Source organism: Butyrivibrio sp. AE2015, from assembly GCF_000420825.1.
In the GTDB taxonomy this organism is placed as follows: Bacteria; Bacillota; Clostridia; order Lachnospirales; family Lachnospiraceae; genus Butyrivibrio.
This window is the reverse complement of sequence record NZ_ATVR01000010.1, coordinates 51,231-65,420: the sequence shown is the minus strand read 5'-3', so window position 1 is coordinate 65,420 and position 14,190 is coordinate 51,231. Positions and strand designations below refer to the sequence as shown.

Genomic DNA, 14,190 nt, shown 5'->3' with positions numbered 1-14,190 from the left:
TCGAGCCAATTAATCTATAACACGGACGCCTTCGATGTAGATATTAATCTTCTCGATTTCGAGCCCGGTAAATTCCTCTACTTTATATTTAACAGTGTCGATAAGGTTATCAGATACTGCTGAGATACTAACTCCATAAGCTACTATAACATGAAAGTCAAGTTTAAGCTTGTTGTTATCATCAAGCGTTACATTTATACCTCTTGTCATGGAATCAAGCTTAAGAAGGCTAACAAGGCCATCCTTGACATTTACATTGGCCATTCCAACAATTCCAAAGCATTCCATTGCGACTGCACCAGCATACTGGGCAATAACTTCATTATCAATAGAAATATTTCCCATGTGTGTGTTTACCACAGAAGCTTTCATATAATTCCTCCTTAACAGGCAGTGCTATCACCGCCGTTTTCGCATACCATATAGTATTATAATAGCAGTTTATAAAAAAATAAACCATAAATTTTCTATATTTCTCTTGCAATTAGTTTTCGTTTCTGCTAATATATCAATGTTGCGAAAACATAAGCAATAATATGCTATTTATTTACGATTACATGGCTTATAAGGAGGTGTCAAAATGGCTAAATGTGATATTTGTGGCAAGGGCGTTCATTTCGGTAACAACGTAAGCCATTCTCATAGAAGATCTAACAGAGTTTGGAAGTCAAACGTTCAGCACGTTGCTGTTAAGGTCAACGGTCAGTCAAAGAGAATGCACGTTTGCGCAAGTTGCCTTAGATCTAACAAGGTTGAAAGAGCTTAATTAGTAATAATAAAAACTACCTGGTAACAGGTAGTTTTTTTATTGCATTTTTTACTCTTCTATTTTTATGAATTATATTTTTTATACAGAAAATCCAAAGAGAGCAAGTTTTGATATGATAAGTTCTCTTATAATGATTCCCTTCTCTTCTTTTTCATCCTTATTCATTTTTACAAGCTGTTCTATTGTATAGACTTTCTCTTTAAAACCCTTTTCATGATTTAAAGGATCTTTATATTGAGATGTTCTGATTCTGAGTCTAAGTTGCCTATAGAGTTTATAATCAAAACTATCTTTTTCTATATAGTAAAGATGACTCTCAAGCGTTGTATCAAGGTCTACTTCATCTTTTATATATTTTGAAATTATAGTTTTAAACTTAAAAGGAACCATTTCATTATTTAAGAGCTCATTATAGTTATAACGAGCTCCAAAATAATATCTTTCTATATCCTGCATGTAATACTTGAAATCATCTTCATTTACAATGTTCTGCATATGCTTAATTACTTCTCTCCGCTGTCAAGATCTTCAATGTTGTCACCGCTAAACTTTATGGCACTTCTGATCTTATCTTCATCCCATCCTGTCTCATCCATAAGCTCTTTCACGCTGACTTTGCGTCTTAGATCATCCGCAAGTTCTTTTGCCTTGTCCGCAACTTCCTGAACAAGTTTAAGAACCTTCTGGCTTCCTGTATCTTCTGCAAGATTCTCCTGAATAATATTCTCCATGGCATCAAGCATAAGCTTATATAAAAAGCTCTCAACTTCTGATGGCTCCCCAACAGCATCAAGCATTGTAACGCCCTTGGTAAGTGCTACATTTCCTTCGCCTATAAGATCTTCCAAAAAAACTCCCTGTTCGGAATACATTCTTGCAACATCTACTACAAGGGGAAGATACATGGTAATTAGCTTTTCCTGCGCATCCTTTTCCCCTGCCAAAGCAGCAATTGTTATAGCTTCTTTTTCGCCATCAGAAAACTCAGGTAGTGCATTTAAACTTTCAATGTAATCATCTAAATAGTTCTTTTCTTCTTCAGAAAGATCCTCGTCTGTAAAAACAGCTTCTTCATCAACACCTATCTTATGACTCTTTAAGTACTCAAAGACCATTTCAAACTGCTTTTCATCAAGTTCAAGATCAGAAAAAGCTTCTTTAACTTCCTCTGATGTGATTATGTTTTTATTTTCTCTGGCTGTTCTTGTGACGTTCTTTAGAATAGCCGCAAACTCTTTTTCTTTGTTTTCTAAATTACCCATGTTGCTCCTTTATTTTACGTGCTGATGTGTGAACAAATGATCCTGACAATACTCATAATTGCCATTACACTTTGAACAGAATCTGAATTCCAGGTCCGGGTACTCAGCTTCTGTACGTCCACAAACTGCACATTTATGTCTTGTTATGCCCTTAGGCATCATCTTTGATGCATTGCGATATTCTCGTCTTCTCTTTACCTCTTTTGGTCTCAAATGACTGATCTTGCCTGTCTGCAAGTAGAAAAGAAGCAAATTGACAAACTGAAATACAATAGCAAAAAATACAAAATAATTGCTATTGGCAACGCCTGTAAATGCATTATATGCAAGCAGTGCTGCATAGAAATAGCCAAGATATTTAACCTTTATAGGAATGATAAACATCAAAAGAACCTGCACATCCGGGAAACACATTGCAAATGCCAAAAATACCATTTCCTGAATATATGAGGTACTGAAATAGATTGAAAAAGCGCTCATGACTGTGCCAAGAGCATCACCATCAATTCCAAAAAAGAACTTGTACACCAGCATAGTTGCAAATGATGCAATGATCATAAGCACAACGCCTCCTAAGATAAAGACATTGTACCTGAATGTTCCCATTGTTCTTTCCATGCTGGTACCAACAAAATAATAAAAGAACAAAGTGATAATGATTAGAATATTAAAAGAACTTGGCGGTATTAAAAGCCATGATACCAGTCTCCAGATCTGGCCATGTAAGATCGCATAAGGATCAAGAGTTAAAAATCCAAGGATATTTACACTTGGCGGAGCAAGCTGTAATACATATCCCAAAACGTAAAGTCCAATGATATACAAAGTCAGGTTTGGAATTGCATATTTTCCAAACTTTCTTTCCATATTGTTCAAAAATTCATTCATAGAAAATCCTCATTCTGTTATAGTATTATGCCTGATAATTTATCAAGAATAGCCTTTATATCGTAAGGCTTAGTTATATATCCATTCATACCGGACTTGATTATTTTTTCTTTTCCGCTCTCAGATTCATCAGCTGTGATCGCGATAACAGGAATTTCTGATCTTATATCATTTTCCATTTCTCTGATTCTCTTAATAAACAAGTACCCTTGAATATTTCTGTCATCTACATTGATCAAAACAGCATCAAAATATCCTGAAGGTGCTGCCTTGACTTTCTCATAGGCATCAAGTCCATCGTTGGCAATCTGAACTTCCATTCCGGCTTTTTTCATAATATCGCCTGTAATTGTCTGATTCGGAAGTGTATCCTCTACAATAAGAACTCTTTTGCCAAAGAAATTGTAAAGGCTTAAGCTATCATCTATTTTTACCTGACCGCTCTCAAAGCTGCTTATATTAAGAATATTATTAAGAATTGTTGTCAGCTCTTTACTGAATGAGCCCATCTTAGCAAGGTTATTCTTAATATTTGTAAGATCATTCATATTCTCTGAAATCCTAATAAGAGAAACAATATTGTTGATTGGCTCTCTCATATAGTTATTCATCTTATTGAGTAAAACAAACTTCTCCTGGTTTACAGCTTCAATTTCACGCTTTGCATCTTCTTTTTCACGAATACGCTTCCTGTTTATACGCACTGAATAAAGCAAAAGTAAGATCAAAATGGCAAGAATAATTAAAAATACAATAAATGCACCAATAAAATTCTCTCTCAAAACATCTTTGAAGGTGTATTTATACATGTTATCAGAATAAACTGAACCAAGATTATTGATATACTCTGTTCCTGCTCTGCTCAGTCCTCTGTCAATAAGTTTCAAAAGTCCTTCATTACCAATCTTTACTCCGAAGCACATGTCGTCTACGTATCCAAGTTGCCTGAACGAAAGTTTTTCGTAATCAGGATCTTTGAGCATTGATGCAGTTCTAAGGCCATTTAATGTCGTATATGTAGCTTCACCCTTTAATACAGCCTTAAGGCACGCATCAATGGATGGATAATACTCTATTGTAGCATTTGGATAATGATTGGCAATGTAATAATATTGAAGCTTGTTGCTTTCATTAACTGCAAATATCTGCTTTGAATTATCATAGTAATTCGTAGAATATATCAGATCTGTAAGCGTGGATATAACAGGTTTTGATATGAACATGCCATCTTCCTCAGAGAAGAAAAGTCCTCCGCCAACAGGAAATGCAAGTTCAATTTCTTCATCATCCATAGCTTTAACAAGTTCATCGTATGTATCAAATCCAACATACTCAATAGCAATTGTTTCATATCCAAGCTGCTTAAGCAAATATGGAACAAGCTCTTTAATTAGCCCTGTTACTTTGCCATCTTTTGCAGTATCACTGTATGGAAGATAATTATTAAGATATCCGACTGCTACACTTTCATGTGAAGAAAGCCATTCTTTTTCAGAGCTTGTAAAGGCTCTGCTGGCTAATGTTTCAGGATAATACTTATTTCTTAATACACTGATATAATCAGGATACTCTAAAAAGAGCTGACTCTGAGCTTCATTAAGTTCTTTTAAAAGATCCGGTCTGTCTTTACTTGTGCAGATAAAATAGTCTGTTTCGCCAAATGGATAAAGTGTTTCAGCGTGGCTTCTGTCGTATATACCATCGCTTTCGCCTGCAAGTGTATCAACTTCCCTTTTGTCAAAGGCCTCCAGAAGCGTATCATAATCTGTATAAGATACAATATTTGCATCTATGTTTTTTTTATTCAAAAACTCTTCCAAAGAGTCTTTTATAGCAGAATCCAGAACACCTACGCTTTTACCGTTAAGTGTCCTTGGGTTTGTAGTAATCGTGTCATCTCCCTGATGTTTAACAAGGCTATATTGTTCTGATCCCTGCGGACGGTCAGGATATGAAATAAGGTGACTTCTTGCCTCTGTATAAGCAAGACCTGCAACAATATCAACCTCACCATTAACAAGCATGTTATATATGGTTACAAAGTCGCCATAAACATACTCGTAATTCCATCCTGTGTATTCAGAAAGCTTTCGATAGTACTCATAAGCGTAGCCGCTTTTGACTGACTTATCTGAAGCACCTTCCTGGAATACTTCATTCTGATAATAACCAACCCTTACAGTCTTGGTTATACTCTTCCCCGCTGTTCCCTTAATGCTATTAAAATTAAAAATCAAAATGACTGATAATAATACCAGAAAAAGTCGTTTTGTTTTTGATTTCATAAATAATAATCCCCTTCATATGCTCATACAGAGTAATCATAACACAAAAACTCCAATAAGCGAATGCAGTTTTTTTAAATTTTATACAATTTATCATAATTGATTTTTATATGTCGCTGCATTATAATCATATAGATTGTCTGTAGCTACATTTAATTAGAAGATATAGCTTAGCAATAGATTTAGAAGTTGAGGTTAAAATATGATTTCAAAGGACTACACATTAGGTATTGATATTGGTTCCACCACTGTTAAGGTGGCCCTTTTGGATAACAATCACAAGATTATTTTTTCTGATTACAAAAGACATTTTGCCAATATTCAAGAGACATTATCAGATCTTTTGCAGGAAGCTTATAAAATAAGCGGCGATATAACTATCCATCCTGTCATAACAGGATCCGGCGGACTTACACTTGCCAAGCACCTGGAAGTTCCTTTTGTTCAGGAAGTTATAGCTGTTTCTACTTCACTTAAAGAGCTTGCTCCTAAAACTGATGTTGCAATTGAGCTGGGTGGTGAGGATGCCAAGATCATCTATTTTGAGGATGGAAATGTTGAACAGCGTATGAACGGTATTTGCGCCGGCGGTACAGGTTCATTTATAGATCAGATGGCTTCTCTTTTACAGACAGATGCTACAGGTCTTAACGAGTATGCCAAAAATTACCATTCTCTTTATACAATAGCTGCAAGATGTGGTGTTTTTGCAAAATCAGATATTCAGCCACTTATCAATGAGGGTGCAACAAAAGAAGATCTTTCAGCTTCTATTTTCCAGGCTGTTGTTAACCAGACTATTTCAGGACTTGCCTGTGGAAAGCCAATCAGAGGTCATGTGGCATTTTTAGGTGGCCCTCTTCACTTCCTTGATCAGCTTAAAGCTGCATTCATTCGCACACTTAATCTTGATGAGGAACATACGATTGAAACTGACAATTCCCATCTCTTTGCTGCTATAGGTTCTGCCTTAAATGCCAAAGAAGATGTTTCATATTCTATGAATGAAATGACTGATAAGCTCTCCCATAAAATAGTTATGGAAGCTGAAGTATCACGTCTTGATCCTCTTTTCAAAAATGAGAATGATTATTCAGAATTCAGAAACCGTCAGGACAAATATAAAGTTAAAACAAGAAAGCTTGATGATTATAAAGGAAAGGCTTTCCTTGGAATCGATGCCGGTTCTACTACTACAAAATGTGCACTTATCAGTGAAGACGGAGATCTTCTTTATTCATTCTATTCAAGTAACAACGGAAGCCCATTAAAGACAGCCATCTCCTCTATTCAGGAAATATATAAGCTCATGCCTGAGGGTGTCTCAATCGCCAGATCATGTTCAACAGGTTACGGTGAGGCGCTTCTTAAGTCTGCACTTTTACTTGATGATGGAGAAGTTGAGACAATTGCTCACTACAATGCCGCTGCATTCTTTGATCCAAAGGTTGACTGCATCTTGGATATTGGCGGACAGGATATGAAATGTATTCATATAAAGAATAATTCAGTTGATTCTGTTCAGCTCAATGAGGCATGTTCATCAGGCTGCGGTTCTTTCATTGAGACCTTTGCCAAATCTTTAGGATATAGCGTTCAGGACTTTGCTAAAGTAGCTCTTTATGCTAAATCTCCTGTTGATCTTGGAACAAGATGTACTGTATTCATGAATTCTCGAGTTAAGCAGGCACAGAAGGAAGGCGCTGATGTGGCAGATATTTCATCAGGTCTTGCTTATTCAGTAATTAAAAATGCTCTCTTTAAAGTTATTAAAGTTTCTGATGCCAAGGACCTTGGCGAACACATTGTTGTTCAGGGAGGAACTTTCTATAACGATGCTGTACTTAGAGCATTTGAGATCATTTCAGGTGCTGAAGCTATTCGCCCTGATATTGCAGGAATTATGGGTGCTTTTGGTGCTGCACTCATCGCCAGAGACAGATATTTTGAGACAAGCGACTATAAAACAACAATGCTTGGTATTGAGCAGATCAATAACCTTGAATACTCAACAAGCATGACTACCTGTCAGGGATGCACAAACCACTGTCGTCTCACTGTAAATAAATTTACAGGCGGAAGAACTCATATTTCCGGAAACAGATGTGAAAGAGGTATCGGTAAGGTAAAGAACGCCGATAATATCCCTAACCTTTTTGATTATAAATATAAGAGAATATTTGGATATGAACCACTTGAAGCTGATAAGGCAAAAAGAGGTACTGTCGGTATACCAAGAGTTCTTAACTTTTACGAGAACTACCCATTCTGGTTTACTTTCTTTACAAAGCTCCAATATAAAGTTGTTCTTTCACCAAGATCAACACACCAGATCTATGAGCTTGGTATTGAATCAATTCCAAGTGAATCAGAGTGCTATCCTGCTAAATTGTCCCATGGACATATTGAGTGGCTTATAAAACAAAAGGTTGATTTTATCTTCTATCCCGGACTTTTCTATGAAAGGGAGGAAGTTGAAGGCGCAACCAACCATTACAACTGCCCTATTGTTACTTCATATTCAGAAAACATCAAAAACAATGTTGAAGCTATTACAAATGGCGAAGTTAAATTAAGAAATCCATTTATGGCCTTCACAAACCTTGATACTGCTACAGCATCTCTGGTAAAAGAATTTTCTGAAATTCCGGCTGAAGAAGTCATTGCTGCTGCAAAGGCTGGCTGGGATGAAATGCAAAACGCAAGAAAAGACATACAGATAAAAGGTGAAGAAACCCTTAAATGGATGGAAGAAAACAATAAACACGGTATTGTTCTTGCAGGAAGACCTTATCATGTAGACCCTGAGATCAATCATGGTATTCCTGATATGATCTGTTCTTATGGAGTTGCTGTTCTTACAGAAGACAGCGTTTCACACCTTGGCAAGCCTGAAAGACCTCTTATTGTTTCTGATCAGTGGATGTATCACTCAAGATTATATGCTGCAGCAAGCTACGTAAGAACAAGGGATGACCTGGATCTTATCCAGCTTAACTCCTTTGGTTGTGGTCTTGATGCCGTTACTACAGACCAGGTAAATGATATTCTTTCCGGTTCAGATAAGATTTATACATGCCTTAAGATTGATGAAGTAAACAGCCTTGGAAGCGCAAGAATCAGAGTACGTTCTCTTTTAGCTGCAATTCGCGTAAGGAAGCAGAAAAATACTCAGAGAACAATTCATTCAACTGCTAATAACAGAGTTCTTTTCACAGAAGAAATGAGAAAGAACTATACAATACTCTGCCCTCAGATGTCTCCTATTCATTTTGATATCTTAGAGCCCGCTTTCAGAGCTTGCGGATATAACTTTGTAGTAATGCAAAATGATAACAGACATGCTATTGATATGGGTCTTAAGTATGTTAATAACGATGCTTGCTACCCTTCACTTTGGGTTGTTGGCCAGATTATGGATGAGCTCCATTCCGGTAAATACGACCTCAATAGAACTGCTGTTATCATGTCACAGACAGGTGGCGGTTGCAGAGCAACAAACTATGTAGGATTTATAAGACGTGCTCTTAAAAAAGCAGGTATGGAACAGATTCCTGTTGTTTCACTTAACCTTTCAAAGCTTGAAGCAAATCCTGGCTTCCACATTAACTTTGAAATGCTTAAAAGAGCTGCTTATGGCGCTGTTTTCGGAGATATCTTCATGCGCTGCGTATACAGAATGAGACCATACGAAAAGGTCAAGGGTTCTACAGAAGCCGTTCATGAGAAATGGAAAAAGGAATGTATCGACTTCGTATCATCCAAGCATATGAGCTTTGCAAAGTTCCAGAAAATGTGCCGAGAGATTATTGAAGACTTCGATAAAATAGAGATAACAGATGAAGTAAAGCCAAGAGTTGGCGTTGTAGGTGAGATTCTTGTTAAGTTTGCACCAGCAGCCAATAACCACCTTGTTGATCTTCTTGAAGCAGAAGGTGCTGAAGCTGTTGTTCCTGATCTTATTGATTTCATGCTCTACTGCTTCTACAATCAGATCTACAAGGCAAAAGAGCTTGGAACTTCCAAGAAGACTGCTGCTCTCATGCGTGTAGCAATCTGGGCTATTGAAAAGCTTAGAGGCGGAGCAACAAAAGCCTTTGAAAAGAGTGTACATTTCGAGCCACCAACAAGTATCTATAAACTTGTTGAATACGCAAAACCTATCGTAGATATCGGCAATCAGACAGGTGAGGGATGGTTCTTAACAGGAGAAATGGTTGAACTTATTAAAGGCGGTGCTTCTAATATCGTTTGCACACAGCCATTTGGATGTCTTCCTAACCACGTTGTAGGTAAAGGTGTTATCAAGCAGATGAGACACATGTATCCTGGCTGCAATATAGTTGCAATCGACTATGATCCGGGTGCTTCTGAAGTAAACCAGCTTAACAGGATCAAGCTTATGCTCTCAACAGCTCAAAAGAAAGTTGATGACAAAATGAAGAAGGCTATGTAAAAAAAAAAAATAAAGGCACATCGCAAAAGCGATGTGCCTTTTTAAATGATAAATCATTTGAATTTTGCATTTAATTTTTCGATGGCATCTTCATGACGCTGAATGGCAAAGGTTGCTGATTTTGCCTTAAGCTCTGCATTCATACGCTTCTTATGGATTTCATTAGCCTTTACATAATAATCGTAAACGTCTTCATCCTCAAGCTCGAGGAATTTATCCGCAAAGCATCCAGGAAGCACAAACTTCTTAACAACGTCTTTAAACTTTACTTCTATGTACTTACCATCTTGCGTGATGACTGTTCCTTCACCAAACTTTTTATGTGTCACAGTTAGTTTAAGAGCAGATCTTTCACCAAGTTCTTTTTCATCCTGATCAAGTGCATCAAGCTCATGATCCAATTCTGTCTGAAGAGCTTTGAGCTCTTCTATCTGTTTAGCATTTTCTTCTAGCATCTCTTTAGTCTTCTTTGTAGGTTTCTTTTTAGAATCTGTCTTTACTTCAAGGTCATCGTTCTCAACATTAAGGGCCATATGTTAATTCTCCTTGTCTAAACTATCTCAAAATAAAATAAACGACCTAACATATATATTTTAACTTATTTTAATAGAAAAAACAATGATAGTGGGACCCTTAAAATATTATAAATTTATAACGTAGTTGTAACTCCGGGTTTAAGTTCGATGTGTTTTTTATCAACTTCAAGCCATACGCTTGCGGCACTTGGATTATATGCAAAGTCTCCATTTACTGATACCTGAACTCTTGAAGCTGCTTCCATGTAATCAACGATTTCGATATTTGTTGCATACCAGATATCATCCTTGTTGCCAACTTTTTTAGCAAAGTTCTCAATCACATGCCAGTTATTATCAATTTCAAATTCATAACTGTGTCCCCATACATACATCATATACAGATACTGGGTTTTATGAAGATTTATAAACTCTTCAGATAATCTTTCCAAAGCTTCATTTTTGTGGCTGCATGTAGGATTCCATCTAAGATAATCTGAAGGCATTGCAAAGCCTAATGTTGAATGAACTGTTCTTGCATGTCTGATACCACATGCTTTTAAAGCATCTACTACATTGTCATCAAATGAGCCATTAGGATATGCAAGTCCTCTTACAGTGTAGCCAAGTGCTTCCTCAAGCTTTCTTCTATCCTCTATTACCTGAAGCACCATCTGTTCCTTGGGGCTTCTTGCAATTGTAGGATGTAAAACAGTGTGACAGGCAACTTCATGTCCCTTATAAAGCTCTTTATACTCTGAAACAGGAATACGTTCGTCATAAGCATTAGTAAATGGTCTGTCTACAAGACCTGAATTTACATTAAAAGTTCCCTTAAGGCCATACTCATTAAATAAGGCAACAAGTCTTCTGTCGGCAATCTTGCCATCATCATAACTAAGTGTTAATACTTTATGTTTTCCTCCCGGAAAGCAGGTATAGATATTCCTAAGTTCCATTTTTTACTCCCTCACTTACATTTTTTTAGTCAGCATCTTGGATGCGAGCTTTCTTTTTTCTTCATCTAATATCTGTCCCCATTGATATGGTGTGTTCTGGTATACGTAGTAGTTGAGCCAGTTTGTATAAAGAATATTTGCATGACTTCTCCATAAAAGATCAGGTACATTTTCAGGATTATCATCCGGATAGTAATTTATTGGCATTTTAATATCAAGCCCTTTTGCCAAATCTCTTTTGTACTCACTATCAAGTGTTAACCTGTCATATTCTGCATGCCCCATTGCAAATATCTGACTTCCTGACTTATTCATGCAAAGGAAAATTCCTGCCACATCAGATTCTGCAAGAACAACAAGATCCTCGCAATCATGTATGGCCTTGGCAGGAGTCTCTGTATGCCTTGAGTGAGGCATTGAAAATACATCATCAAAGCCTCTGACCAAAGGTACCTTCCTGTTCATGACTCTGTGCTTATAGATACCAAATCTCTTTTCAGGCAAAGGCTTTTTATCTATTCCATAGTGATAGTAAATTCCTGCCTGTGCTCCCCAGCAGATGTGAAAGGTTGATGTTACATTTGTTTTTGACCATTCAAATACTCTGCAGAGTTCATCCCAATAATCAACCTGTTCAAACTCAAGCTGCTCAACAGGCGCACCTGTGATAATAAGACCATCATAGGTATTTTCCTTTAGTTCATCGAAAGGATGATAAAACCTGTTAAGATGGTTAGGAGACGTATTGGATGAATGGTGGGAACTCATCTGCATAAAAGAAACATCAATCTGCAAAGGCGTATTAGACATTGATCTAAGTAGCTGCAATTCAGTATCCTCTTTAAGTGGCATAAGATTAAGAATACAGATCTGCAAAGATCTGATGTCCTGATGCAGGGCTCTGTTCTCATCAACAGCAAATATGTTTTCCTGTTCAAGGATCTCCCTTGCAGGAAGATCATTTTTTATCTTAATTGGCATTTTTCATCACTCCGTATAAAAATTATTTGATCATTTCTAAAAACTGAGCTTCATCAATTACTTTAATACCAAGTTCATTGGCTTTTGTAAGCTTACTTCCGGCAGCTTCGCCTGCAAGAACAATAGAAGTCTTTTTTGATACACTTCCTGAAGCTTTTCCGCCGTTTTTAACAATAAGCTCTTCTGCCTCTTTTCTTCCAAGAGTTGGTAATGTTCCTGTAACTACAATGGTCATTCCGGAAAGCTTGTCGGATGCATCTTCATCTTTTGGGACGATCATGTTAAGTCCCATCTTTTCCATCTCATCAATGATAGAGAGGTTATTCTCATCATGGAAGAAGTCATATAAATCTTCTGCTGTGGTTTCACCAATATCAGGAATCTGCAAAAATCCGTCTTTTGTAACTTTCTTAAGATCCAGAAGACTGTCAAAATGTTTCATGATCTCTCTTGCTGTTGACTTACCTACATTTCTGATTGCAAGTCCTGTAAGAAGCCTTACCGGATCATTTTCTTTAGACTTTTCTATCTCTGCAAGAAGCTTGTCAGTATTCTTCTCTTTACCAATAATTCCCTTTTCAATCAGAACATCTCTATGTTCAAATAGGTGATATATATCAACATAGCTCTTTAAAAAGCCCTCAGAAACAAGTGCTTCTATAAGTGTATCACCAAGTCCCATGATATTCATGGCATCTCTTGAAGTAAAGTATGAAATTGTTCTTGTAACCTGAGCAGGACATGTAGGATTGACGCATCTGATATCAGCCGTATCTTCTTCTCTAAATAAATGGCCGCCACAAACAGGGCATTTATCCGGAGCTTTATATACAATTTCAGGTGCCTTCACGCAGCCGTTTAGTTTTGGAATGATCTCACCGCTCTTAAAGAGCTTGTACTCACCACCAATTCCAATCTGCATTTCATTTATATAGTCCTGATTATGGAGAGTTGCTCTTGATACACTGGTACCGCAAAGTCTTGCTGGCTTACCTGTCTCCTTGTCGTGAAAACTGCCAGTAAAAGTAAGTTTGCCGGTTCTTCCAACATCCACAATGATGTCATCCATAACAACGACTCTTTCTTCAGGTGGATACTTATATGCTATATGTCCACTTGAGTACTTTGAGCCTGATGGGAAATCATTTCTCCACTGAACCTGATCTATTTTTATAACAGCGCCGTCCAGGTCAAAATCCAGGTTCTCTCTCATGTCACCAATTGTATCGATAGCATTTAAAACATCTGATGCTGTGCTGCATTCTTTATGAAAAACAGTCTTAACACCAGCATTTTCGAGTATATCAAGGCCTTTACAATGGGACTGCATAAGTTCCAATGGACCATCCTGAATATTAAAGATGAACATTTTAAGGCCTCTGGACCTTGTAATCTCGGGATCAAGCTGTCTCAAAGTTCCTGCTGCTAGGTTTCTTGGATTAGCAGAAAGCTTTTTGCCGAGCATTTCCTGAGTTTCATTAAACTTATCAAAACTTTCGTGTGACATATATACTTCACCGCGAAGCTCAAGATAATCATAAGGAAGGTCGAGAACCTGCTTAACATCAGGTATTACAAGAGCATTTAAAGTTACATCCTCGCCGATAAGACCATCTCCTCTTGTCTCTGCAAGAGATAGATGAAGTTTCCCATCAGATTCATCTTTTGTGTATCTAAGGGACATACTAAGACCATCAATTTTCTGTTCAACAGAAAATAAAGCCTCCGGATGCATCAGATGCACCTTTTCTATCCAGGCAGAAACGTCTTCTTTATTGAATACGTCCTCGATAGAAAGCATAGGTACATTATGAGTTACCTTAACACCGGCCTCTCTCTTTGCTGTTCCGCCGACAATCTGGCTTGGAGAAGCCTTTGTTACAAATTCAGGATTTTCTTTTTCGATTTCCTTAAGCCTCTGCATGAGTTTATCATACTCATAGTCAGAAATTTCAGGTTCATCCTGATTATAATATAAATCCATATGATGCTTGATTTCCTTTACCAAAGCATCATATTCTTTCCTCATCAATTCTTTTTCCATACAAACTCCCAAAAAACTATAATACTAACAG

The 14,190-nt window shown here is 37.1% G+C and carries 11 protein-coding genes; 2 read left to right on the top strand and 9 right to left on the bottom strand.

The features are described from left to right. Positions 1-9: 9 nt before the first annotated feature. Positions 10-372, bottom strand: coding sequence for an Asp23/Gls24 family envelope stress response protein (locus G585_RS0107075; RefSeq protein WP_022773971.1), 363 nt, complete (start codon positions 370-372; stop codon positions 10-12). Positions 373-580: 208 nt separating this feature from the next. Between G585_RS0107075 and rpmB the strand changes: the two genes are divergently transcribed. After that, on the top strand, positions 581-766 hold the full coding sequence (gene rpmB / locus G585_RS0107070; RefSeq protein WP_022773970.1) for a 50S ribosomal protein L28: 186 nt from the start codon (positions 581-583) through the stop codon (positions 764-766). A gap of 81 nt (positions 767-847) precedes the next feature. On the opposite strand, the gene G585_RS0107065 is transcribed toward rpmB, so the two are convergent. From G585_RS0107065 to G585_RS0107050, 4 genes are read right to left on the bottom strand one after another with little or no spacing between them, the layout of a single operon-like run. Beyond that, a complete protein-coding gene (locus G585_RS0107065) occupies positions 848-1,264 on the bottom strand; it encodes a hypothetical protein (RefSeq protein WP_022773969.1) in 417 nt (138 codons plus the stop codon). A gap of 8 nt (positions 1,265-1,272) precedes the next feature. Next, positions 1,273-2,031, bottom strand: a complete 759-nt coding sequence (locus tag G585_RS0107060) for an RNA polymerase sigma factor region1.1 domain-containing protein (RefSeq protein ID WP_022773967.1) — start codon at positions 2,029-2,031, stop codon at positions 1,273-1,275. 9 nt (positions 2,032-2,040) lie between these two features. Continuing rightward, positions 2,041-2,919, bottom strand: coding sequence for a hypothetical protein (locus G585_RS0107055; RefSeq protein ID WP_022773966.1), 879 nt, complete (start codon positions 2,917-2,919; stop codon positions 2,041-2,043). A gap of 17 nt (positions 2,920-2,936) precedes the next feature. Further along, positions 2,937-5,204 (bottom strand): response regulator, encoded by a 2,268-nt coding sequence (locus G585_RS0107050; protein WP_022773965.1) that lies wholly within the window; start codon positions 5,202-5,204, stop codon positions 2,937-2,939. 202 nt (positions 5,205-5,406) lie between these two features. Between G585_RS0107050 and G585_RS0107045 the strand changes: the two genes are divergently transcribed. Next, the gene (locus G585_RS0107045) at positions 5,407-9,660 is read left to right on the top strand and encodes a 2-hydroxyacyl-CoA dehydratase (RefSeq protein WP_022773963.1); all 4,254 of its coding nucleotides are present in this window, start codon (positions 5,407-5,409) and stop codon (positions 9,658-9,660) included. A 53-nt stretch (positions 9,661-9,713) separates the two neighbouring features. Here G585_RS0107045 and G585_RS0107040 read toward each other — a convergent pair whose 3' ends face one another. From G585_RS0107040 to ligA, 4 genes are all read right to left on the bottom strand, one after another. Beyond that, complete coding sequence (locus G585_RS0107040; RefSeq protein ID WP_022773962.1) at positions 9,714-10,193, bottom strand: hypothetical protein; 480 nt, start codon at positions 10,191-10,193, stop codon at positions 9,714-9,716. A 116-nt stretch (positions 10,194-10,309) separates the two neighbouring features. Continuing rightward, entirely contained in the window at positions 10,310-11,134 is an 825-nt protein-coding gene (locus tag G585_RS0107035; protein WP_022773961.1) for a polysaccharide deacetylase family protein, read from the bottom strand. Positions 11,135-11,149: 15 nt separating this feature from the next. Next, the gene (gene metA / locus G585_RS0107030; protein WP_022773959.1) at positions 11,150-12,115 is read right to left on the bottom strand and encodes a homoserine O-acetyltransferase MetA; all 966 of its coding nucleotides are present in this window, start codon (positions 12,113-12,115) and stop codon (positions 11,150-11,152) included. A 22-nt stretch (positions 12,116-12,137) separates the two neighbouring features. Beyond that, on the bottom strand, positions 12,138-14,159 hold the full coding sequence (ligA, locus tag G585_RS0107025) for an NAD-dependent DNA ligase LigA (RefSeq protein ID WP_022773958.1): 2,022 nt from the start codon (positions 14,157-14,159) through the stop codon (positions 12,138-12,140). Between the last annotated feature and the right edge of the window lie 31 nt (positions 14,160-14,190).

Coding starts and splice junctions, on each gene's coding strand:
- G585_RS0107075 (WP_022773971.1), bottom strand. CDS start 372: ATGAAAGCTTCTGTGGTAAACACACACATGGGAAATATTTCTATTGAT.
- rpmB (WP_022773970.1), top strand. CDS start 581: ATGGCTAAATGTGATATTTGTGGCAAGGGCGTTCATTTCGGTAACAAC.
- G585_RS0107065 (WP_022773969.1), bottom strand. CDS start 1,264: ATGCAGAACATTGTAAATGAAGATGATTTCAAGTATTACATGCAGGAT.
- G585_RS0107060 (WP_022773967.1), bottom strand. CDS start 2,031: ATGGGTAATTTAGAAAACAAAGAAAAAGAGTTTGCGGCTATTCTAAAG.
- G585_RS0107055 (WP_022773966.1), bottom strand. CDS start 2,919: ATGAATGAATTTTTGAACAATATGGAAAGAAAGTTTGGAAAATATGCA.
- G585_RS0107050 (WP_022773965.1), bottom strand. CDS start 5,204: ATGAAATCAAAAACAAAACGACTTTTTCTGGTATTATTATCAGTCATT.
- G585_RS0107045 (WP_022773963.1), top strand. CDS start 5,407: ATGATTTCAAAGGACTACACATTAGGTATTGATATTGGTTCCACCACT.
- G585_RS0107040 (WP_022773962.1), bottom strand. CDS start 10,193: ATGGCCCTTAATGTTGAGAACGATGACCTTGAAGTAAAGACAGATTCT.
- G585_RS0107035 (WP_022773961.1), bottom strand. CDS start 11,134: ATGGAACTTAGGAATATCTATACCTGCTTTCCGGGAGGAAAACATAAA.
- metA (WP_022773959.1), bottom strand. CDS start 12,115: ATGCCAATTAAGATAAAAAATGATCTTCCTGCAAGGGAGATCCTTGAA.
- ligA (WP_022773958.1), bottom strand. CDS start 14,159: ATGGAAAAAGAATTGATGAGGAAAGAATATGATGCTTTGGTAAAGGAA.